We start from the raw sequence: 22,044 nt of genomic DNA, 5'->3' as shown, positions 1-22,044 counted from the left end.
CCGGCTCAGGCCTTGCGGACCGGCTCGATCTTCACCGCGCAGATCTTGAACTCGGGCTGCTTCGACACGGGATCCACCGCGTCGATGGTGAGGCGGTTGCACATGCGCTGCGGGTCGTGCATGTGCACGAACACCGTGCCCGGCCGCGCCCCGTCCACCAGCTTCGCCTGGAACGTCTCGGCGCCGCGCCGCGAGCTGACGCGCACCTCGTCGCCGGTCCGGATCCCGAGCGGCTTCCCGTCGTCGGGGTGCAGCTCCACCACCGACTCGGCGTTCGCGTGGCGCAGCTCCTTGCAGTTCCGGGTCATGGTCCCGGTGTGCCAGTGCTCGATCACGCGGCCGGTGGTGAGGTACAGCGGGTACGCGGCGTCGGTCACCTCGGCCGGCGGCTGCTGCGGCCGCAGCCAGATCACCGCGCGGGCGTCGGGCCGGCCGTAGAACCGGATCCGGTCGGGCGCGTCGGCCGGGACGAGCGGGTCCTCGCCCTTCACGAACCGGCGCTTCGTGCCCGGGTGGCCCTCGGCCGGCAGCGGCCAGAGCAGGCCGTGCGACGCGGCCAGGCGGGCCCGCGTCATGCCGGTGAAGTCGTACGCGGTCCCCTTGCTCAGCGTCAGGAGCTCGTCCCAGGCCTCGGCCGGCCCCTTCCACGGCAGGAGCTTCCCGTGCCCGAGCCGCGCGGCGAGGTCGCAGAGGATGGCGAAGTCCGGCCGCGCCTCGCCGGCGGGGCGGACCGCCTGCTCGAGCAGCTGGTAGCGGCGCTCGGTGCAGCCGTAGACGCCCTCCTTCTCGGCCCACAGCGCCGCCGGCAGCACCACGTCGGCGAGCTCGGAGGTGCGCGTGGGGTGGAACGCCTCGGTGACCACCAGGAACGCCTTGCGGGCCTCGAGCGCCTTCCGGTACCGGTCCAGGTTCGGCAGCGACTGGGCCGGGTTGGTGGTCATCACGTACAGCGCCTTCAGGTCGCCCGCCTCCAGCGCCTGGAACAGGTCGATGGTGGGCTTGCCGTTCTCGGGCTGGATCGTGCCGGGCGGCACGTTCCAGAGCCGCTCCATCTCGGCGCGGTGCTTCTCGTTCGCGATCAGCCGGCCGTAGGGCAGCAGGTGCGAGAGCGCGCCGCCGTCCCGGACGCCGCCGCAGGCGTTGGGCTGGCCGGTGAGCGACAGCGGGGTCGAGCCGGGGAGGCCGATCTTGCCGGTCAGGAGGTGCAGGTTGTGGACGAGGTTGTTCGCCCACACGCCCCGGGTCCGCTGGTTGAGCCCCATGCACCACATCGACGTGGCGGTGCGCCCCTTCTCGCCGAACCAGCGCGCCGCCGTGACGATGTCCTCGGCGCGCGCGCCGGACAGCTCCGCGGCGCGCACGGGCGTGTACGGCGCCAGGAAGGCCCGGTAGTCCTCCCACGCCCTGTTCACGTCCTTGCCCTCGCCGAACGCGACGTGCGCCTTCAGGAAGGCCTCGTCCACCAGCCCCTCGGCGACGAGCACGTTCGCCATCGCGTTCAGGATGGCCAGGTCGGTGCCGGGCGTGAAGGCGAGGTGGAGGTCGGCGATGCGCGCGGTGGGGGTGCGCCGCGGGTCGAGCACGATGACCTTCACGTCCTTGCCGGTCTGCTTCCGGCGGGCCATCCGCTCGAACAGGATCGGGTGCGCCTCGGCCGCGTTCGAGCCGACGAGCAGCATGACGTCGGCGTGGTCGATGTCCTCGTAGCAGCCCATCGGCTCGTCCTTGCCGAAGGTGCTCAGGTAGCCGCCGACCGCCGAGGCCATGCACAGGCGCGGGTTGCCCTCGACGTTGTTCGTGCGCAGGCCGGCCTTGAACAGCTTGTTCGCCGCGTAGGTCTCCTCGGTGAGCCCCTGGCCGGAGCCGTAGAAGCCCACCGCGTTCGGCCCGTGCGCCTCGACGGCCTCGCGGAACCGCCGCGCCACGAGCGACATCGCCTCGTCCCAGCTCGCGCGCACCAGCTTGCCGCCCTTGCGCACCAGCGGGTGCAGGCAGCGATCCGGCGCCGACATGATCTGCGGCAGCAGGAAGCCCTTGAGGCAGAGCAGGCCGCGGTTGTGGTTGTCCCGGTCGCCCTTGACGGCGAACACCTTGCCGTCGCGGACGCCGACGTACAGGCCGCAGCCGGTGCCGCAGTAGCGGCAGACCGACTTCACCCAGCGCTCGCCGCCCTCGGCGGCGAGCGCGTCCACGGGGAGCCCCAGCCCGGCCAGGGCGGAGGCGGCGGCGGAGGCCTTCAGGAAGTCACGGCGCGTGAGAGGCATGGGGTTCTCCTCGGCTGCGATGCTCACCTGGAATGCGGGTTCTCGCCCTCGGCGGTCAGCGCGTGCGGCTCGTGGCAGGCGAAGCAGCCGCCCGGCCCGGCGCGCGCCGGGGTGGGCGATGCGGCCTCGGCCGCGTGGCAGCCCGCGCACCGCGCGCCGGCGACGGAGCGGGTGAAGTCCTTGCCGGTCGAGCCGTGGCAGACGACGCACTTCACCAGCGCGGTGCCGTGCGGCGAGCCCTCCCACGCCCGGACCACCGCGGGCGTGCGGGTCGCGTGGCACTCGGCGCAGTCCTGCACCGCGAGCTGCGCGGCGACGTCGGGGTGGCGCGGCGCCTTGGCGCGGGCGGGGGCGCCCGGGGCCGCGGCGGCCAGCGCCGGGGCGAGGAGGGAAGCGAGCAGGAGCGTGCGCATTCTCGACTCCTTCGAGCGACGGGTGGGACGGCGGGGTCCCCCGCGCGCCGGCCGCCCCGGGGGAGGTGGGGACGGGGCGGCCGGGCGCGGGGACCGGGCTGCTACTTCAGCACCGCGGGGACCACCGGAGGGGCGGCGGGCGCCGCGGGCGCGGGGGCCGGTGCGGTGGAGACGTTCACCACCGCCACGGTCGGCTTGAACGACGGATCGCGCAGCGCGAGCTGCCCCTGGCGCGAGGCGTCGATGGACTCGAACAGCACGCGGGCGGACTCCTGCGGCGCGTGGAAGCCGGTGGAGTTCTCGGCCTCGACGAAGTCGAACAGGAACTGCGCGCGGCGCTGCAGGTAGCGGGCGGTGACCAGCTGGTCGTCGGTCTTGCCCGCCTCGCGCGCGGCCTTGATCTCGCCGATGAGCGCGACGAGGGCGTCGAAGGCCTGCTCGCGGAGCTGCAGGTGCTTGTCCTGGATCGCCTCCACGCGGCCCTTCAGCTCCGCCTCCGGCCACTTGTGGCAGCCCTGGCAGGCGCGGTTCAGGTTCAGCACCGGGCTGCGGACCTGGTGATCCGAGACCTTGGTGCCGCCCACCCGCATGTACGGCATGTGGCAGTCGGCGCAGGCCACGCCGGAGCGGGCGTGGATGCCCTGGTTCCACATCTCGAACTCGGGGTGCTGCGCCTTGAGCGCCGGCGCGCCGCTCTCCTTGTGCACCCAGTCCTTGAACCCGACCTCGTCGTAGTAGCCGACGATCTCGTCGGCCTTGAGCCCCTTCGACCAGGGGAAGGTGAGCCGCTTCTCCGGCCCCTTGAAGTAGTACTCGACGTGGCACTGGCCGCAGACGTACGCGCGCATCTCCTGCCGCGTGGCCATGGTGTTCGGGTCGTAGTCCTTCACGCCCAGCGACGCCTTGTAGGCGCGGATGCCCTCGAGGAAGCCGGGGCGGGTGACGCGCAGGTCCATGGTGGCCGGGTCGTGGCAGTCGATGCAGGACACCGGGTGCTTGAAGTGCTGCTTCGCCTCGGAGTACGGCATCTTGTTGAGCGCCTCGAAGCCCTTGAACAGGTCGCCGTTCCCGAGCTTCTTCATGGGGACGTACACCGACGCGTGGCACTGGCCGCACGTGCCGGGCTGCTTCGCCACCACCTGGCGCTGCGTGAAGAACTGGTCGTCGAGCATGTACGCGTGGCCGCGCTCCTCGCGGAAGTCGGCGGCGAACGCGTAGCCGGCCCACATGGTCTTCAGGCGCGGGTCGGCGTCGGTCTTGGACTGCGCGGTGACGGTGCGCGGGTCGCCGTCGCTCGGCGTGCGCGGCATCGCCTCCGAGCCGCCGTGCTTGGTCCGCACCATGTCGGCGGTCCGCTTGTAGAGGTCGTACTCGATCGGGAAGTTCTTGCCCCAGACGGCGGGATCCTCGGTCTCGTCGGTGAGCTCCACGACGCGCACCACCGGGTTGCGCGCCTCGGCCTTCTTCTGGGCGACGTCCACCAGGACCACGGCGGCGAGGACGGCGGCGAGCGCGAAGACGGCGGCGATCGCGCCGACGACGAGCGCGCGCTTCCTCGGGGACTGGGTCTCGACGGTCATTGCGGGTTCTCCTTGGAGTGCGGCGTGAGGCGGTTGGTCAGCGGAGGTGTCCGACGGAGGCGTGGCAGCGGATGCACGAGACGTCGTCCCGGCCGCCGGTCATGGCGTCGACGATCTGGGCGTGGCAGTGGCGGCACTGGCCCTCGATCACCGCGCTGCTCTCGGCGCGGGCCCGGATCACGTCCGGGAACCCGCCCACGGTGAAGGCCATCGAGTGGTGCCAGCCGTTCTCCGCCTTGACCGCGTACTTCGAGACGGTCGCGGCGGGCGTGTGGCAGTCGTTGCAGGTGGCCACCGCGTGGTGCGCCGAGGCCTGCCAGCCCGCGTAGTGGCCGCTCATCACGTGGCAGTTGGAGCAGGTGGCGGGGTCGTTGCCGAGATAGGACGTGCCCTTCGCGTAGGCGAAGGCGTATCCGCCGACGCCGACCGCGGCGCCGGCGGCGGCCGCGAGGAGGACGACCGGCAGGGAGAGGAGGGAGCTTCCTTTGCGCATGGAGGGGAGCCTCGCGTTCGGGGACGGCGCTCCCTCCTCGCAAGCGCCCTGCCACCACCGCGGGAAGGCCCGCCGGCGCGCAACCCCGCGTGCTCACGGGGTTCGACCCTCCGGCGGCGGGATGCCGCGCCCCACCCGGTCGGATGGGGTACGCCGGACCGTCGGATGCGCGCGTCCGATCCGGCGCCGCGCCGCGATCAAGTCCGCCAGGGGTGAAGGTGCCGCCCGGCGGCGGGGGTGGATTGCAACCGGGATCAATCCGGCCGTGCAGGTCCGGGCGTGCGACGGAGCCGGGCGCGTCCGCGGGCCGAGCCGGGGTTTCCCCGATCCTCGGGCGAGGAGGGCGCGCAGGGCGCTGGCGCAGAGGCCCGCCGCGACGTTCACCCAGGGTTCATTGGCGCGGAGCCATGATGGGGTGTCAATTAGAGCTTTCTCATCGTGTTCTCGTGGAGCGGCCCCGGTGCGGACGGAGGAGGCCCTCGCGGCCGGCCACCCGCTCCTCGCGCCCGGCGAGCGCCAGGCCCGATCAAGGGACGCGACCCAAGCCCGCAACACCCGGGCGGTTTGTGCCCAGAGGCCGAGTGCACCCAGCGTGAATGATCGCCGGGATCCGCCGCGCTCCCGGCGCGGCTCCATGGAGCAATCCCGAGCGCCTTCGGGACTACGGCCGATCAATCATTGGGCAATGTGTCCCCGGCGTTCGGGATGGCCGCTCGCCGGCCGCGGGATAGCTTCGACGGAGACCACGCGCGGGCGGGGCGGTGCGGGCACGGTCGGCGCGGCGGGCGCAGCACCGATGGTCAACGGGGGAGGACACGACGATGACGACGAGGATGCTTCGGCAGTGGGCACGGCTGGCGCTGGTCCTGCTGTCGGTCGGCTGGGCGGCGGAGGCACCGCGGGCGGCGTCCGGCGCGGGCGGCTCGCTCCAGCAGACGCGGGTCTCGCAGGCGCAGCGCGACGCGGCGGCGGCCGGCTCGGGCCTGGTGGTCCAGAGCCTCGACGCCGCCATGGCCACGGCGACCATGGCCGCCCCGGGCTCGGCCCCCCACTACTTCGGGCCGTACGCGAACTACGCCAACAGCCCGCTCCGGCTGGCCGACGCGGCCGTGACGATCGGCGGCGCGGGCGCCGGGGCGGCGGCCACCGCCACCGTGGACCTCGCGACCGGGGCCATCACCGGCGTCACGCTCACGGACCCGGGCGCCGGGTACCTCGCCGACGGGAGCACGACCGTGACCTTCGCGAGCGCGTCCGGCGCGGGCACCGGCGCGGCCGCGACCGCGGTGGTGGATCCGGTCACCGGCGCGCTGACCGCCATCACGCTGGACGCGCCGGGCACGGGCTACGTCACCCCCGGCATCCGCAAGTTCGTGAACGGGCTCCCCGGGCTCGGCGCCGCCCGGGCCAACGACCTCGGCCAGTACATCCCCGTGGCCGTCCCCGACACCACCACGTACCCGGGCTCCGACTACTACGAGATCGCGGTGGTCCAGTACCGCGAGCAGCTCCACTCGGACCTGCCGCCCACGCTGCTGCGCGGGTACGTGCAGCTCGCCACGGCGGTGGTCCCCGGCGCCGGCGTCCCGCTGGTGGGGACCGACGGCCTGCCCATCGCGCTCCCCGGCGGCCAGCAGGCGGTCGGGGTGGACGGTCCGCACTCCCTCGGGCCGGCCATCCTCGCCACCAGGGACCGCCCGGTCCGCATCCTGTTCCGGAACCTGCTCCCCACCGGCCAGGGCGGCGACCTGTTCCTGCCGGTGGACACGACGGTGATGGGCGCCGGCATGGGCCCGGACATGGGCGGCATGGCCGAGCCGGATCCGCGCAACCCGATGTGCGGCATGACCCCGAAGCCGATGGGCTGCTTCGCGGAGAACCGGGCCACGCTGCACCTCCACGGCGGCATCACGCCGTGGATCAGCGACGGCACCCCGCACCAGTGGATCACGCCGGCGGGCGACTCGACCTCGTATCCGAAGGGCGTCAGCGTGAAGAACGTGCCCGACATGCCCGATCCCGGCCCGGGCGCGATGACGTTCTTCTACACGAACCAGCAGAGCGCGCGGCTCATGTTCTACCACGACCACGCGTGGGGCATCACGCGGCTCAACGTCTACGCCGGGGAGGCCGCGGCGTACGTGATCTCCGACGCGGCCGAGGGCGCGCTGATCGCGAACGGGGTCATCCCGGGCCCGGACGACACGCTGCCGCTCATCGTGCAGGACAAGACGTTCGTGCCGCCCGAGCCGCAGCTCGCCGCGCAGGATCCGACCTGGGATCTCGCGCGCTGGGGCGGGCTGGGCAGCCTCTGGGTGCCCCACGTCTACATGCCGGCGCAGAACCCCGGCGACGCGAGCGGCGTGAACCAGTTCGGCCGCTGGGCGTACGGTCCGTGGTTCTGGCCGCCCACGTCCAGCATCGACTACCCGCCCATCGCGAACCCCTACTACGACCCGGCCTGCGATCCGAGCGCCGGCTGGTGCGAGCCGCCGCTCGTCCCGGGCACGCCCTGGCTGTCCATGGGCATGGAGGCGTTCAACGACACGCCGCTCGTGAACGGCACCGTCTACCCGACGGTCACGCTCGAGCCGAGGTCGTACCGGCTCCGCATCCTGAACGCGGCGAACGACCGCTTCTTCAACCTGCAGCTCTACGTGGCCGACGCGAGCGGCACCGAGGTGGCGCTGAACGCCGGCGAGGTGCAGGCGGCGCTGGCCGATCCGGCCGGCGTGTTCCCCACGCCCGACACCGCGCTCAGCCCGCCCGGCCCGAGCTTCGTCCAGATCGGCACCGAGGGCGGCTTCCTGCCGTCGCCGGTGGTGGTGCCGCCGCAGCCCATCACCTGGGTCACCGATCCCACCGTGTTCAACGCGGGCAACGTGGACAAGCACGCGCTGCTGCTCGGCCCCGCCGAGCGCGCCGACGTGATCGTGGACCTGTCGGCGTTCGCCGGGCAGACGCTCATCCTGTACAACGACGCGCCCGCCGCGTTCCCCGCGCGCGACCCGCGCTACGACTACTACACCGGCAACGCGGACCTGACCTCGACCGGCGGCGCGCCGTCCACGCCGCCCGGCTTCGGCCCGAACACCCGCACCATCATGCAGATCAAGGTGAGCGGGAGCACCCCGGCCGCGCCGTTCGACCTGGCGGCGCTGCGGGCCGCGTTCGCGCACAAGCCGGACGGGACCGGCGTGTTCGAGGCCTCCCAGCACCCCATCGTCGTCGGCCAGGAGCCGTACAACGCCGCGCTCGGCACCGCCTTCCAGGCGAACGGCCCGCGCGCCGGCCTGGTGCAGATCTACGACGAGCTCTTCGCGTTCGACACCGTCTCCGGCGTGCCGCTCACCATGCCGCTGCAGCGCAAGGCCATCCAGGACGAGATGGGCGAGGCGTTCGAGAAGGAGTACGGGCGCATGAGCGGCAACCTCGGCCTGGAGGCGCCCAACGCGCAGGCGGGCCAGCAGCAGAACCTGATCCTGTACCCGTACGTCAACCCGGCCAGCGAGCTCCTCGACGGCATCGTGCTGCCGCCCGGCGTGGACGTGACCCCGATCACCACCGCGGACGACGGGACGCAGCTCTGGAAGATCACGCACAACGGCGTGGACACCCACCCCATCCACTTCCACCTGTTCGACATCCAGCTCGTCAACCGCGTCGGCTGGGACGGCATCGTCCGCCGGCCGGACGCGAACGAGCTCGGCTGGAAGGACACGGTGCGGATCAGCCCGCTCGAGGACACCATCGTGGCGATGCGGCCCGTCGTCCCGAAGCTCCCGTTCGGCCTGCCGCACAGCGTCCGCCCGCTCAACCCGATGATGCCGCTCGGCTCGCCGGACGGCTTCAACAGCGTGGACGCGAACGGCAACCCGATCAGCCCCGCGCTCACCAACGTCATGACGGACTTCGGCTGGGAGTACGTGTGGCACTGCCACATCCTCAGCCACGAGGAGATGGACATGATGCGGCCCATGGCCGTCTCGGTCGCGACGTCCCTGCCGTACCCGCCCACCGGCGTCACCGTCACGCCGGCCGCCGGCGGCGTGGACCTCGCCTGGATCGACGCCACGCCGGTGGACTACGCCGGCACCGCGACCTGGGGTGACCCGTCGAACGAGATCGGCTTCCGCGTGGAGCGGGCGCCCATCGGGAACAACGGGAAGATCGGCGCGTACGCCGCCCTCGGCACCACGCTCGCGAACCACCCCCGGTTCCGCGACGGCACCGCCGACCCGGCGCTGACCTACAGCTACCGGATCGTGGCGGTGAACGCGGCCGGCGAGTCGGTGTCGGCCCCGGTGGGCGGGCCGGTCCCGGCCCCGCCGCAGGCGCCGACCAACGTGGTCGCCACCCTCGCGGCCGGTCCGTCGGTCGCGCTCACCTGGCGCGACAACGCGACCAACGAGGCGTACTTCGTCCTGGAGCGCTCGGTGGACGGCGGGAGCTTCGCGTACCTGTCGGCCCCGCCGGCGCGCAGCAACACCGGCACGGTGACGTTCACCGACCCCGCCGTGTCCACCGGGCACACCTACCAGTACCGGGTGAGCGCGGTGAACGGGGGTGGCTCGTCGGCCTCGGCGGTCTCGAACGCCGTGACCGTCGTCAGCCCGCCGCTCGCGCCCTCCGGCCTGGCCGGCACCGCGGTGCGCTCCGGCAAGAAGGCGAACGTCACGCTCACCTGGGTGGACGGCTCGACCGACGAGACCGGGTTCGAGCTCCAGCGCGCGACCAACGCCTCGTTCACCGTGGGGCTCAACACCAGCACCCTGCCGGCCAACACCGTCACGGTGACGCAGACCGGCCTGTACCGCGGCGTCACGTACTCCTACCGGATCCGCGCCGTGAACGGCGGCGGGGCGTCCGCCTGGTCGAACGTGGCGACCGTGATCACGCCGTAGCCGCCCCCGCGCCGCCGGCGCCGGCCCCCGGGCCGCGCCGGCGGCGCCTCCCCCTCGCTCCACCCGGCCCGCCGCGGGCCGCCCGCCGGAGGTCGCCGTGAGCCGCACGCAGCGCACCCTGCTCGCCGTCCTCCTCGTCGCGTTCGCCGCCGGGCTCGCGCTCCTCGGCGTCTTCGCCGACCGGGACCCCCGCGGCCTCGCCGCCGGCCCGGCGGTCGCCCCGCCGACCGTCGCGGCCGTGCCCGAGCCGTCCGCGCCGGGCGTCGCGCCGGCGCCCGCGCCCGCGCCAGCGCCACCGGCCCCCGCGCCCGGCACCGCGGCGCTGCGGCCCGGCGGCGTGGATCGCTCCCCGCAGCGCGCCATGCCCGCGCAGCGCCGGCACGCGCTCGCCTCCTTCCGCCGCGAGCTCGCCGGCGGGATGGCGGCGCTCCGGCAGCGCGCGCAGCGCTGCGCCCCGCCCGGCGGCGCCGGGGCGTCGGTCCTGGTGGCGCTCGAGACGGTGGAGGGCGGCATCCGCGTGCTCGACGCCCGGGCGCAGGCCCCCGGCAGCGCGACGGAGGCGGAGGTGTCCTGCGCCCGCGCCGCGCTCGCCGGCCAGGTGCTCCCCGCGCCGAGCGCCGAGCCCGGCCGCCGCTGGCAGCTGCCGCTCCCGCTCGTCCCCGGCGCCTGAGCCGTGCGGCGGCGTGCCTCGGCCCGCGCGGTGCGCCGCCGGGCCCGCCGGGCCGGCGTAGCGTGATCGTCGGAGCACCGGCCCGGGAGGCGATCATGATCGGCATCACGCGCTCGATCGCGATCCGGGCTCCGGCGGAGCGGGTGTTCGCGCACCTCTCGGAGCCCGGCAACCTGCTGGAGATCTGGCCCAGCCTGGTGGCGGTCCGGAACGCGACCGTCGGCGACGACGGCCGGCACGCGTTCGACTGGACCTACCGGATGGCCGGCCTGCCGTTCCGCGGCCACTGCGACACCACCGCGGTCGTGCCCGGCCGCAGCCGCGAGGACCACAACAGCGGCGGCATCCCCAGCACGTTCCGGTGGAGGTTCGAGCCCGCCGGAGAGGGGACGAACGTCGAGCTCGCCATCGAGTACGAGGTGCCGGGGATCGTGCAGATCGTCGCCGGCGCCGCGCTGCGCGCCATGAACGAGCGGGAGGCGGACACGCTGCTCGCGAACCTGAAGGCGAGGATGGAGGAGGGCGGGGGCGCGGCGGGGCGCGGTGGGTGAGGGGCAGGGCTTCGACGGCGTGGGGCTTTGGAGGCGGGGAGGTGAGGAATGGATGCCCGCTCGTGGTGAGCCTGTCGAACCACGGGCGGTGGGGGGGGAGGTTGCGGCGGGGCGGGCGGGTTGGAGGGCTTCGAAGGTGCGGGGGTGGGGGGGCTTTGAAGGTGCGGGGGTGGTCAGGGGCGGGGCCGCTCGGCCGGGACCGGGGCTGCGGGATCGGCTTGCGAGAGGCGCGAGGGGGAGACGCGGGGCGCGGGGGGGGGGAGCGCGCGGGGAACGGTCGGAAACGGCTCAGGACATCGCTGACAGTTCCAGGCCGGAATCGGCGAGGTCATCTGCCCAATCAAGAACGATCGCCAGGTGAAGCGGCGATGGCCGCTGCACCGGCGCAGCCGCGCGAGCGAACGCTTGCGACCCGCACGGACAGTGGATCGGCGCGAGCCCTGGGATTAACATCTGCCCAATCATGTTTGCGGCTCGCCAGCTCCGGTTCCGGCTCCCCGCCCCTCGAGCGCACGGGGGGCGCCGGCGTGGTGCGGGGCGGGAAGCCGACGGGTGCTCGTGCCGGCGTCTCGCACCACGGACGTCCCGAGGTCACCGCGACGACGCCGGTCCACGTCACGCTGCGGCTCCTGCCGCACGTCTGGAACCTTCGCAGCCGGCGCTCCCTGCGCGTCGTCGAGGCGGCGCTCTCGGCGGTCCGGAATCGCCTCACCTTTCGCGTGGTCCACTTCTCGCTGCAGGGCAACCACCTCCACCTCCTCGTCGAGGCGGACGGGGCGGCGGCGCTCTCGGCGGGCATGCAGGGGCTCACCATCCGGCTGGCGAAGGGGCTCAACCGCATGATGGCGCGGCGCGGGCGGGTATTCGCCGACCGGTACCACGCGCACGTGCTCCGCACGCCGGCGGAGGTCCGGCACGCGCTCGCGTACGTGCTGCTGAACCACCGCAGCCACCGGGCTCGCGCGGGCGAGCGGGCGGGGAGGGGAACTGTGGATCCGTACTCGTCGGGCGCGTGCTTCGAGGGGTGGCGCGAGGCCGTGGCCCGGGCGGACGCGCCGGGCGTGACCGCCCGGCCACGCACGTGGCTGCTCGCGACGGGGTGGCGGCGGAGGGGGCTGCTCTCGGTGGACGAGGTCCCGGCTCAGTCGATCGCGACGGTGTTCACGGCGTAGCAGGAGAGGGCGAGGAGGCTCGTCTTCTGCCACTTGCGGGCGGGGTTGGACAGGAACCGCAGCCCGTACCGCTGGCCCTCGGGCAGCGCCTGGATCCGCTGGATCCAGTGGATGAACGCCTTGAAGCCGGAGGAGTTGCAGAACTCGAGCTCGCGCAGGTCCACGCGCACGGCGCGCTCGCCCTTCTTCACCACCTCGTCGTGCACGGCGTCGAGGAACGGGTTCAGCACGGTCGCGGGGTTGACGGTGCTGATGGTGCCGCGGAACAGCACCCGGGTCCCGAGCGGCTCGGTGGCCATGCTGGCGGAGTACTTCTCCTCGGACACCTGGAACGGCGTGGCGCGGCCGCCGGGCTGGAACGCTGCGGTCATCGGGAACCTCCGGAGGTCTGTAGCGGGGCCGGGCGGAGCCGCCCCGACGCGTGGACGGTCATGCGCCCGCCGGTGCGGCTCACGGACAGCTCGAGCTGCGCCTCGAAGCGGACGCGGGCGAGGCCGAGCCCGCCGCGCTGCGCGGTGGGGGTGTCGTGCATCGCCTGCAGGTAGTGGCGGAGGGCGTCGGGCTCGCCGTTCATGCGGGCGACCCGCTCCTCGAGCGCGTGGTACTCGGCGTCGGTGCAGCGGTTGGTCACGGCCACGGCCACGCGGTCGGCCTCGGGCTCGACCTCCAGCGTGAGCTCGACGTCGTCGTCGTGCGAGTGGGGCACGGCGTTCTGCATCAGCTCGTGCACCGCCAGGGCGAGCTGCGCCTCGCGGTTGTCGGTGGTCCCGGCGCACGCGCAGAACGACTCGACGAACCGGCGGATCTCGTCGATGAAGACCCAGGGCGGCTTCATTCGCAGCGTGAGATAGACGGGCGTCCCTCCGCGTCGGGCATCAGCGGTCGTCATTCTTGCGCCTCAGCACCACCGTTGTCATGTCGTCTTCCTGCGAGGCGGCGAACGCCTCGACCGCCGAGAACACGGTCCCCAGCGCCTGCGGCGCGGACGCGCCGTGCAGGTCGCCGAGCACCTGGGCCAGCCGGTCCTCGCCGAACAGCTCCCCGCCGGCGGCGGGCGCCTCCAGCATGCCGTCGGTCACCAGGCAGAGCAGCTCGCCGGGCCCGACCTGGAACTCGTACTCGGTCACGCCGGGCGGCACGCCGGCGGTGAGGCCCACCCACGGGCCGGGCGAGTCCACCACCTCGACGGCCCCGGGCCCGCGCACCACGAAGATGGGCTGGTGCGCGCCGGCGGCCACGAACCGCCCGTCGCCGACGTGGCGCGCCGCCATCAGCGTGAGGTAGTCGTCGCGGCCCATGCGCCGCCGCACGTTCTCGTGGACCACCCGGTTCACGGCGGCGATCACGTGGCGCGGCGAGCAGCGCGGGTCCTCGGCGATGGCCCCGTACGCGGCCGCCTGCGCCATCATCATCACCAGGCCGGAGTTGATCCCGTGCCCGGAGACGTCGCCGACCAGCACCCAGAAGCCGTCCTCGAACGCCAGGATGTCGTACAGGTCGCCGCCGACGTCGTCGGCGGGCTTCATCCGCGCCGCCACCTCGTAGCCGGGCACGGCCGGGCTGACCGGGAGGATGGCGGTCTGGATCTGGTGCGCGATCTGCACCTCGCGGCGCAGCGCCTCGGTCCGCTGCAGCTCGTCGCGGGAGCGCGCCACCTCCTCGACCATCACGTTGAAGGAGCGGACCAGGTCGCCCAGCTCGTCGCGGTACTCCGCGTGGACGCGGGCGGTGAGGTCGCCGCGCGACACCCGCGCCATCGACGCGGAGACGTCCACCAGCGGGCGCGAGGCCTGCCGCACCGCCGCGACGCCGGCGCCGGCGGCGGCGAGCAGCACGCCCGCGTAGAGGAGGCCGAGCACCACGCGCAGCCAGGTGAGCTTCCCGTACGCCACCCGCTCCGGCACCAGCATGAGCGTGGCCCAGCGCGGCGCCGCGGCGGCGGCCAGGGTGCGCACCGCCAGCGCCGGCTCGCCGCCGGCCGGCTCGAGCCGCTCCAGCGTGCCGGGCGCGCCCGCCGGCGCCGCCAGCACCGGCGCGAGCGCGGCCGCGTCGATCCCGGGGGTGGAGAACGTCAGCGCGCCGGCCGCGTCCGCCACCACCGGCCGGTAGTCGCCGTCGCGGCCGCTCACCTCGCCCAGCAGGCGCGCCAGCGCGTCGCGCGTCACCGCCCCGACCACGTAGCCGCACAGGTCGCCGGCGAAGTCCTTCACCGGCGCGGTGAGGACGAGCGCGTTCCCCTCCGGCGCGCCGCGCAGGAGCCTCGCCAGCGGCACCACGTCGGCCACCGCGTCGCCCTGGCCGGCGCGCGCGAGGCCGGGCAGGTCCACCACGATGCCCCGCATCTCGCCGAGCGCGATGCCGCGGGGCGCCGCGCCCGGCGCCGCGCGCACCGCGGCCCGGATCTCGCCGTCCGGCGCGAGCAGCGCGGCCGCGCCGATGGCGCCGCCCTGGTCCTGGATGGTGCGGCGCAGGTAGTCCTCGGCGAACTTCGGGTCGCCGCTGTCGAGGCTCATCTGCATCGCCTCGGCCTCGGCCCAGTTGCGCACGGTGAGCGCGCGCTCGCCCTGGAACCGCACCACCGCCTCGTGCACCTCCTTGGCGCGCGCGGCGAGGTGCGAGTGGACCGCGTCCACCACCACCGAGCGCGCCACGCGCTCGAACGCCACCGCCGCGGCCGCCAGCGCGAGCGCCAGCAGCGCCACCGTCGCCACCAGCAGGCGGAGGCGCAGGGACGTGCGCGTGCGCTGGGCCACGAACGCGAACACGGTTAGCCCCCGTAGCCCTGCTGCACGGCGTGGAACTTCAGGAAGTCGTAGATGAGCTGGGCCTGCTCCTCGTTGATGGCGGAGTTGGGCCGGCGCAGCATCCGCTTCATGTAGCGCTTCCACTCGGTGGCGCTGAACCGCGCGTTCACCGAGCGCGCCAGCGGGTGGCACTTGGCGCACTTCACCGAGAACACCTGGTACTTGCGCTGCTGGTCCTGCGGGTACTGCGAGACGTCGATGCGGTCGGGGCCGCCGTCGCGCGGGTCCGGCGGCGCCTGCGGGGGCTCCGCGGCGGCGATCAGCGCGGCGAGCGCGGCGGCGAGCGGGAGCGCGGGCATCAGAACGCACCTCCCATCCCGACGTGGTACGAGTGGAAGTCCTCGAAGTCGGTGGTGTCCCAGTACTCGTAGGAGAGCTTCACGAACACGCCCTGCGCCGGCGTGACGACCAGGCCGCCGGTGTAGCGCTGGATGCGGCTGTCGATGGAGAGGTCGGCGGAGGCGCCCGGCAGCGGCGCGCCCTTCCGGCGCAGCTCGTCGAAGCGGTAGACGACGGCGAGGTACCGGCCCAGCGGGTGCTCGAGCTCCCCGTACCAGCCCTCCTTCTCGAACCAGTCGTCCACCAGGCCGTAGCGGTAGCCGCTCGCGGCGGGGTCCAGGTCGGTGCGGCGCGCCGCGTACTCGCCGCGCGCGGTGAACGGGCCCAGCCGGAAGGACGCGTCCACGCCCCACATCAGGTACTTCAGCTTCGCCTCCTTGTCGTAGCGGCCCCCGGTGAACGAGCCGCCCAGCGTGGCGTCGCCGATGAACGCGTTCGCGTCGGCGGAGTACGTGAGCGCGAGGCGCGCCCCGCCCGCCAGCTCGCGGTTGTTGTCGGAGTAGGAGCTGGTGCGGAGCGCCATCCAGTCCACGTCGTTCGAGCCCTTGAGGCCCGCCACGCCGTAGAGCCCGTACCAGACCTGCAGCCGCTCCCCCATCCACGCCACGCCGTAGGCGAGCGCGCCGGTGTCGCTGTACGGCATCGGCACGATGCCCAGGTTCATGGCGGTGCGGGCGCCGTACGCCATGCGCCCCATGTCGTAGATGAGCGGGGCCGAGGCGGGCTTGTGGCCGGAGGGGTCGGCGCGCTGCGAGTACTCGCCGAACGGCACCAGGATCCGGCCGGCCTGCACGTTGAACCAGGTCTTCGGCGTGTACTCGAGGGCCACGTGCTCCATCTCGAACCCGTGGCAGCTCGCGCACGCCTTCGCGGTGAACGAGAGGTCGTCGTGGATGTCCACGCCGACCTTGAGCGAGGCGTCCAGCGTGAGCCCCTGCGGCGCGCCCCGGCCCACGCTGCGGTCCGGGATGCCCCAGTAGTCCACGTAGGCGGAGCCGGACACGATGACGCCGTCGCCGGCGCGGGCGGCCGCGGCGGCCGCGAGGAGGCCGGCCGCGAGCGCGAGGCGCGCGGCGAGGCGGTGGGCGCGAGGGCGGGGGTGGCGTTCAGTCATTGGGCGCTCCGACGGCGATCCACGCCTCGATGGCCTGGATCTCGGCCTCGTCGAGCAGGGTGTCGCCGGTGGGCATGGGGGTGGGCACGCCGCCGACGTCGCCGGCGGTGCCGCGGAGCTTCAGGACGAGGTAGCTGCGCTCGGGCGCGCCCGGCTCGACCAGCATGAGCGCGGGGGCCTGGATCGACGGGACGTCCACGAGCTGCCCGTAGGCGAGCTCGCGGTCGAGGGAGGTGGGCGCGGTCGGCGGCGGGTTGCCGGAGTGGCAGGCGGTGGTGGCGCAGCGCGGGACGAGCACGTCCCCGGCGATGGACGAGAACGTTCCGGGGACGGCGCCGCCGCCGGGCAGCGGCTCGCCGACGCGCGGATCGGCGCCGCAGGCGGCGAGCGCCGAGGCGAGCACGACGCCGAGCGCGAGCGGGGGCGTGCGCGTCATGGGCGGAGCGGGAACTGCGCGTCGTTGGGGTCGTCGGTGACGAGCGAGCGGCGTAGCTCCACCGTCCAGGTGCCGCCGGCCCAGCGCGCGGCGGCGGTCACGTCGTCGCGGTGGAGCCCGGGGGGCTGCAGCGCCACGGCGGGGATCCGGGTCCCCTCGGCGGGCACGGTGACGGTGTCGATGGGCACGGCCAGCGGCGCGCCACCGCTCACGAACAGCACCGCCGGGTTGGAGGCGAGCCCGCCCTCGCCCATCCACTTCGGCGAGGCCGGCGTGAGCCCGTCGGAGTTGGTCTGCGTCATCGAGACGCTGCACGGGGGGCTGCGGCCGGTGAGGCAGGCCTGCGCGCAGGCCGGCGGGTCGGGGCAGTCGCCGTAGATGCGGGTCTCGTTCCAGAACTGGTCGTCGGCGAGGCCGAGCGGCCCGGTGCGCGCGGCGCGCCACGTCCAGCCGTCCACCAGCTGGCCCGCGCCGCCGGTGTGCATGCTGAAGCGCTGCGACCGGACCGGATCGGTGAAGACGCCCAGGTTCTCCTTCACGTGGCAGCCGGCGGCGCAGCCCACCGCGTCGTGCGCCTTGAAGTTCGCCGCGTCGAACGAGAGGAACAGCTTGTCCTCGTCGAGGGTGGCGTCCTGCGCCCAGGCGCCGGCGGTCCAGACCCAGGGCCGCCAGGCGCGGCTCTCGGTCGGATCGCTCCAGCGGAACAGGAACCAGACGTACCGGTCGTCGTAGGCGACCCGCACGCGGATGCGGTCGATGCCGTAGTCGTAGCGCGGCACGCGGGTGCACGGCTCGCCCGCCACGCACACGCCGCGCGAGACGAAGTAGCCGGTGTACTCCTCGGTCCACTGCGCCTCGGTCATGCCGATGATGGCGCCGGGCGAGACGAGCGGGATCTCGCTCTCCGGGAGGCCGGCCCAGTCCGAGGCGTCGCCGTCCACGGTGGGCGGCGAGGCCACGCGGCGGGCGGTCACCGTGCTCGCGCCCGGCTTGCCGGACAGGAACGCGATCTTCACCGAGCCGGAGGACTGCGGGATGCTGCCGCCCGAGTTCACCACGCCCACGCTGAACCAGGCGTCCGCCGGCGCGTGCGTGAGCTCCGGCGCCTCCAGGCAGCCTCCGAGCAGCACGAGCGCGGCGAGTCCCCCTGCGCGACCGATGCGCATGCCCCCTCCATGGCCGCGAGGGTTCCCCGCCCCCGCGCGCCAATTCGATGCAATGAGCGCGCATGCTAGGGGCGCAATCCATGTGGGTGTCAATTTCTCGAAGTGCGCAATACGGTGGGTGATTTCACCCACCCGCCCGCGAACTTTGCGCACGGTGCAGAGCCGCCCGGAGTCGCGGAGGAATTACGCGGCGGCCACGGACGCACCACGCACGCGGCGTGAATGCGAGGTTTCGGCACCCCTGGGGACGAGGCGGGCCGCCGGCCCTAGTGCGGCTCGCCGAGCGCGTGACGCAGCGCGTGCAGCACGTGCGCGGCGATCTCGGGGACGCCGGCGCCGCGCGCCACCTGCGCGAACACCACCGGTCCGTCGCCGCGCATGCGCGCCGCGTCGCGCGCCATGACCTCGAGGTCCGCGCCGACCGCGGGCGCGAGGTCGGTCTTGTTGACGACGAGCAGGTCGGCCTGCGTGATCCCCGGCCCGCCCTTGCGCGGCACCTTGTCCCCGCCCGCCACGTCGATGACGTACACGGTGAAGTCCGCCAGCTCGCGGCTGAAGTGCGCGGCGAGGTTGTCGCCGCCGGACTCGCAGAAGAGCAGCTCGGGACGGTGGGCCTGCGTCAGCGCCTCCAGCGCGAGCAGGTTCGCGGTGACGTCCTCGCGGATGGCCGCGTGCGGGCAGCCGCCCGTCTCCACCGCGCGGATGCGGTCAGCCGGGAGCGCCTGGTGGCGCACCAGGAACTCGGCGTCCTCGCGCGTGAAGATGTCGTTCGTCACCACCGCCAGCGAGTGGGCATCGCGCAGGAGCCGGCACAGCGCCAGCACCAGCGCGGTCTTGCCGCTGCCGACCGGGCCGCCGACGCCCACGGTGAACGCCCGCCGGTGCAGGTCGCCGCGCGCGCGCGGCGCCTCGCGATCGCCGAACGCGCCGGGGCCGTCGGCGGCGCCGTGGCCGGAGTGGAGGAGGAGGGGAGCGGTGTGCATGGTGGTCAGCTCTGGAAGAGCCGCGAGTAGAGGCGGTCCTGGTGGGACTGCAGGAGATCGAGGAGCGGCGACGCGGCGGTGGCGTCCTCGGGCGTCCCGGCCGCGCAGGCCGCGAGGACGGCGTCGGCCACGGCGCCGGCGCGGAGCAGCAGCCCCTGCGCCTCGAGCGGCCCGGCCAGGCCCAGGCGCACGCCGGCGGACACGATGCCCCGGGCGACGACGAACAGGTGGAGGCGGCAGGCCTCGTCCTCCGTGGCGCCGAGCCGTCCGAGCAGCGCGCCCCAGGCCGGCGCGAGGTGGCCGGCCAGCGCGTCGCGCCGGACCTGGTCCTCGAGCGCGGCGGCGGCGGGGTGGAGCGCGCTCGCGGCCCGGAGGAGCGCCCACCCCTGGGCTCGGCTGGCCCGGTTGGCCACCGCGCCGGGGGTGGCGGCGTCGCAGCGCGCGTCCAGCGGGGCGAGCCGCTCGGGCGTGCGGGCCGCGGCGGCGACGAACGGCAGCGCCAGCGCCCCCGCCTGCCAGAGCGCCTCCTCGACGAACGCCGCCAGCCCCGCCGCGCCGCGGCAGCGGCCGAGCTGCACGGCCGCCTCCAGCCCGCCGGAGTGGGCGAAGCCGCCGGTGGGCATGGCCGAGTCGGCGAGCTGGAGCGCGAGCCAGGGCGTCATCAGAACAGGAAGTAGCGCTGCGCGAGCGGGAGGCGGGCGGCGGGCTCGCAGCGCAGCAGCTCGCCGTCGGCGCGGACCTCGTAGGTCTCGGGATCGACCTCCATCCGCGGCAGGGCGTCGTTGAGCCGCATGTCCCGCTTGCCCAGCCCGCGGCACCCCCGCACCGCGGCGAGGCGCTTCGAGAGCCCGTACCCGTGCACCGCGCCGTCCTCGAGCGCGGCGCCCGCGACGAACGCGACGCAGGTCGCGCCGAGCGCCCGGCCCAGCGCGCCGAACATGGGCCGCGCCAGCACCGGCTGCGGGGTGGGGATGGACGCGTTCGCGTCGCCCATCTGCGCCCAGGCGATCGCGCCGCCCTTCAGCACCAGCTCCGGCTTCGCGCCGAAGAACGCGGGCCGCCAGAGCACGAGGTCGGCGAGCTTGCCCGGCTCGACCGAGCCGACCTCGTCCGCGAGGCCGTGCGCGACGGCGGGGTTCACGGTGTACTTCGCGACGTACCGGCGGATGCGGAGGTTGTCGTGGTCGCCGCGCTCGCCCGGGAGCCGGCCCCGCTGCTGCCTCAGCTTGTCGGCGGTCTGCCAGGTGCGGGTGATCACCTCGCCGACGCGGCCCATGGCCTGGGAGTCGGAGCTCATCATCGAGATGGCGCCGAGGTCGTGCAGCACGTCCTCTGCGGCGATGGTCTCCCCGCGGATGCGGCTCTCCGCGAACGCCAGGTCCTCCGGCAGCGACGGGTCGAGGTGGTGGCAGACCACCAGCATGTCGAGGTGCTCGTCCAGCGTGTTCACCGTGAACGGGCGCGTCGGGTTGGTGGAGGAGGGCAGGACGTTCGGCTCGCCGCACACGCGGATGATGTCCGGGGCGTGCCCGCCGCCCGCACCCTCGGTGTGGAAGGTGTGGATGGTGCGGCCGCCGAACGCGGCGATCGAGTCCTCGGCGCAGCCCGACTCGTTGAGGGTGTCGGTGTGGATGGCCACCTGGACGTCGTGGGCCTCGGCCACGCGGAGGCACGCGTCGATGGCGGCGGGCGTGGTGCCCCAGTCCTCGTGGAGCTTCAGCCCGGCCGCGCCGGCGCGGAGCTGCTCGGCCAGCCCCTCCGGCGAGGAGGCGTTCCCCTTGCCGAGCAGGCCCACGTTCACCGGCAGCGCGTCGGTGGCCTGGAGCATGCGCGCCACGTTCCACGCGCCCGGCGTGCAGGTGGTGGCGTTCGTGCCGGTGGCCGGGCCGGTGCCGCCGCCGAGGAGCGTGGTGACGCCGCTCGCGATGGCCTCGGCCGCCTGCTGCGGCGAGACGAAGTGGACGTGCGTGTCGATGCCGCCCGCGGTGAGGATCAGCCCCTCCCCGGCGATCACCTCGGTGCCGGGGCCGACGATCATCCCGGGCGTCACGCCCGCCATGACGCCGGGGTTCCCCGCCTTGCCGAGCGCGGCGATGCGCCCGGCGCGCACGCCCACGTCGGCCTTGAAGATGCCGGCGTGATCCACCACCAGCGCGTTCGTGATCACGAGGTCGAGCACCTGCCCGCTCGGCGCTCCCGCGGCCTGCCCCATCCCGTCGCGCAGCACCTTGCCGCCGCCGAACACGCACTCGTCGCCGTAGGTGGTGAGATCGCGCTCCACCTCCAGCACCAGCGCGGTGTCCCCGAGGCGGAGCCGGTCCCCGGTGGTGGGACCGTAGATCTGCGCGTACTGCCGGCGGTCGATGGTCCGGGACATCTCAGCGCTCCTCCTCGTGGGCGAACCCGCGCCGCCGCGCCTCGTCCACCGCGCGCCGGCGCCCCTCCTCCGTCACGGGCCCGGGGGCGAGCCCGTTGCCGCCGCGCACCACGCGCTCGCCCGCGATCTCGACGAGCTGGACCGTGCGCGTCTCGCCCGGCTCGAAGCGCACCGCCATGCCCGCCGGCAGGTCGAGGCGCCGCCCGTACGCGCGCCCGCGGTCGAAGCGGAGCAGCCGGTTCGCCTCGGCGAAGTGGTAGTGCGAGCCGACCTGCACCGGCCGGTCGGCGAGGTTGGTGACGCGCAGCGGGATGGCCTCGCGGCCGGCGTTCAGCTCCAGCACGCCGGGCGCGGGCAGCAGCTCGCCGGGCTCGGCCTCCTCCGGCCCGGCGCCGGGGGGCGCCGCGAACGCGGCGCGGGGCGGCACCGGCAGGAACGAGCCGTGCAGCGCGAGCGCCAGGTCGCCGTGCTCGGCGGCGATCGGGTGGTGCACGGTGACGAGCTTCGTCCCGTCGGGGAAGGTGCCCTCCACCTGCACCTCCGGCACGAGCGCAGGGACGCCGGGCAGCACCTGGCGGCGCCCCAGCAGCCGGCGGCCGACGTCCATCAGCTCGGCGACGGTCCGGCCGTCGCGCGCCAGCTCGAGGAGCTGCGTCGCGATGAGCGCCACCGCCTCGGGGTGGTTGAGCCGCAGCCCGCGCGCGAGCCGCTTCTGGGCGAGCGCGCCGGCCTGGTGGAGGGTGAGCTTGTCGAGCTCTCGCGGGGTGAGGTGCACGGG

The 22,044-nt window shown here is 74.3% G+C and carries 18 protein-coding genes and 1 pseudogene; 4 read left to right on the top strand and 15 right to left on the bottom strand.

Translation table 11 applies throughout. The annotated features are described in order from the left end of the window. Window positions 1-5: 5 nt before the first annotated feature. The 4 genes from ACOQFB_RS16380 to nrfH form a co-directional block, all read right to left on the bottom strand. A complete protein-coding gene (locus tag ACOQFB_RS16380) occupies window positions 6-2,264 on the bottom strand; it encodes a molybdopterin oxidoreductase family protein (protein ID WP_421609420.1) in 2,259 nt (752 codons plus the stop codon). Window positions 2,265-2,287: 23 nt separating this feature from the next. Continuing rightward, window positions 2,288-2,677, bottom strand: coding sequence for a hypothetical protein (locus ACOQFB_RS16375; protein WP_421609419.1), 390 nt, complete (start codon window positions 2,675-2,677; stop codon window positions 2,288-2,290). A 101-nt stretch (window positions 2,678-2,778) separates the two neighbouring features. After that, window positions 2,779-4,257 (bottom strand): ammonia-forming cytochrome c nitrite reductase subunit c552, encoded by a 1,479-nt coding sequence (locus ACOQFB_RS16370; RefSeq protein ID WP_059438779.1) that lies wholly within the window; start codon window positions 4,255-4,257, stop codon window positions 2,779-2,781. A gap of 37 nt (window positions 4,258-4,294) precedes the next feature. Continuing rightward, window positions 4,295-4,750 carry a cytochrome c nitrite reductase small subunit gene (gene nrfH, locus ACOQFB_RS16365; RefSeq protein ID WP_059438778.1) on the bottom strand — a complete coding sequence of 152 codons (456 nt, stop codon included), beginning with the start codon at window positions 4,748-4,750 and terminating at the stop codon, window positions 4,295-4,297. A gap of 821 nt (window positions 4,751-5,571) precedes the next feature. Between nrfH and ACOQFB_RS16360 the strand changes: the two genes are divergently transcribed. From ACOQFB_RS16360 to ACOQFB_RS16345, 4 genes and pseudogenes are all read left to right on the top strand, one after another. Continuing rightward, window positions 5,572-9,654, top strand: coding sequence for a fibronectin type III domain-containing protein (locus ACOQFB_RS16360; RefSeq protein WP_421609418.1), 4,083 nt, complete (start codon window positions 5,572-5,574; stop codon window positions 9,652-9,654). 97 nt (window positions 9,655-9,751) lie between these two features. Continuing rightward, complete coding sequence (locus tag ACOQFB_RS16355) at window positions 9,752-10,324, top strand: dihydrolipoamide succinyltransferase (protein ID WP_421609417.1); 573 nt, start codon at window positions 9,752-9,754, stop codon at window positions 10,322-10,324. 95 nt (window positions 10,325-10,419) lie between these two features. Next, window positions 10,420-10,875 (top strand): SRPBCC family protein, encoded by a 456-nt coding sequence (locus ACOQFB_RS16350; protein WP_421609416.1) that lies wholly within the window; start codon window positions 10,420-10,422, stop codon window positions 10,873-10,875. 463 nt (window positions 10,876-11,338) lie between these two features. After that, window positions 11,339-12,047: pseudogene (locus ACOQFB_RS16345) on the top strand (transposase). On the opposite strand, the gene ACOQFB_RS16340 reads toward ACOQFB_RS16345, so the two are convergent. The 11 genes from ACOQFB_RS16340 to ACOQFB_RS16290 all read right to left on the bottom strand — a co-directional run bounded on the left by ACOQFB_RS16340 (window position 12,017) and on the right by ACOQFB_RS16290 (window position 22,041). Continuing rightward, the gene (locus tag ACOQFB_RS16340; protein ID WP_059437247.1) at window positions 12,017-12,418 is read right to left on the bottom strand and encodes an STAS domain-containing protein; all 402 of its coding nucleotides are present in this window, start codon (window positions 12,416-12,418) and stop codon (window positions 12,017-12,019) included. The pseudogene ACOQFB_RS16345 and the gene ACOQFB_RS16340 sit on opposite strands and share 31 nt — an antisense overlap. Beyond that, window positions 12,415-12,882 (bottom strand): ATP-binding protein, encoded by a 468-nt coding sequence (locus ACOQFB_RS16335; protein WP_237757884.1) that lies wholly within the window; start codon window positions 12,880-12,882, stop codon window positions 12,415-12,417. The genes ACOQFB_RS16340 and ACOQFB_RS16335 overlap by 4 nt, the downstream gene beginning before the upstream one ends. Before the next feature lie 40 nt (window positions 12,883-12,922). After that, window positions 12,923-14,812, bottom strand: a complete 1,890-nt coding sequence (locus ACOQFB_RS16330) for a SpoIIE family protein phosphatase (protein ID WP_494492275.1) — start codon at window positions 14,810-14,812, stop codon at window positions 12,923-12,925. A gap of 2 nt (window positions 14,813-14,814) precedes the next feature. Next, complete coding sequence (locus ACOQFB_RS16325; RefSeq protein ID WP_059437250.1) at window positions 14,815-15,150, bottom strand: hypothetical protein; 336 nt, start codon at window positions 15,148-15,150, stop codon at window positions 14,815-14,817. After that, a complete protein-coding gene (locus ACOQFB_RS16320) occupies window positions 15,150-16,304 on the bottom strand; it encodes a putative porin (protein ID WP_421609413.1) in 1,155 nt (384 codons plus the stop codon). The genes ACOQFB_RS16325 and ACOQFB_RS16320 overlap by 1 nt, the downstream gene beginning before the upstream one ends. Then, entirely contained in the window at window positions 16,297-16,740 is a 444-nt protein-coding gene (locus ACOQFB_RS16315) for a hypothetical protein (protein ID WP_421609412.1), read from the bottom strand. Before ACOQFB_RS16315 ends, ACOQFB_RS16320 begins: the two co-directional genes overlap by 8 nt. Then, a complete protein-coding gene (locus ACOQFB_RS16310; protein ID WP_059437253.1) occupies window positions 16,737-17,906 on the bottom strand; it encodes an ethylbenzene dehydrogenase-related protein in 1,170 nt (389 codons plus the stop codon). The genes ACOQFB_RS16315 and ACOQFB_RS16310 overlap by 4 nt, the downstream gene beginning before the upstream one ends. 266 nt (window positions 17,907-18,172) lie before the next feature. After that, window positions 18,173-18,889: an urease accessory protein UreG gene (ureG, locus tag ACOQFB_RS16305; protein WP_059437254.1), complete on the bottom strand. Its 717-nt coding sequence runs from the start codon at window positions 18,887-18,889 to the stop codon at window positions 18,173-18,175. Between the two features lie 5 nt (window positions 18,890-18,894). Continuing rightward, window positions 18,895-19,551: an urease accessory protein UreF gene (locus tag ACOQFB_RS16300; RefSeq protein WP_421609411.1), complete on the bottom strand. Its 657-nt coding sequence runs from the start codon at window positions 19,549-19,551 to the stop codon at window positions 18,895-18,897. Next, on the bottom strand, window positions 19,551-21,266 hold the full coding sequence (gene ureC, locus ACOQFB_RS16295) for an urease subunit alpha (protein ID WP_421609410.1): 1,716 nt from the start codon (window positions 21,264-21,266) through the stop codon (window positions 19,551-19,553). The genes ACOQFB_RS16300 and ureC overlap by 1 nt, the downstream gene beginning before the upstream one ends. A gap of 1 nt (window position 21,267) precedes the next feature. Beyond that, window positions 21,268-22,041, bottom strand: coding sequence for an urease subunit gamma (locus ACOQFB_RS16290; RefSeq protein ID WP_059437256.1), 774 nt, complete (start codon window positions 22,039-22,041; stop codon window positions 21,268-21,270). Between the last annotated feature and the right edge of the window lie 3 nt (window positions 22,042-22,044).

The sequence above is a fragment of the Anaeromyxobacter sp. Red801 genome (assembly GCF_049201065.2).
Taxonomy (GTDB): domain Bacteria; phylum Myxococcota; class Myxococcia; order Myxococcales; family Anaeromyxobacteraceae; genus Anaeromyxobacter.
Note: the sequence above shows the minus strand (reverse complement) of the source record. Positions and strands in the feature narration are given on the sequence as shown.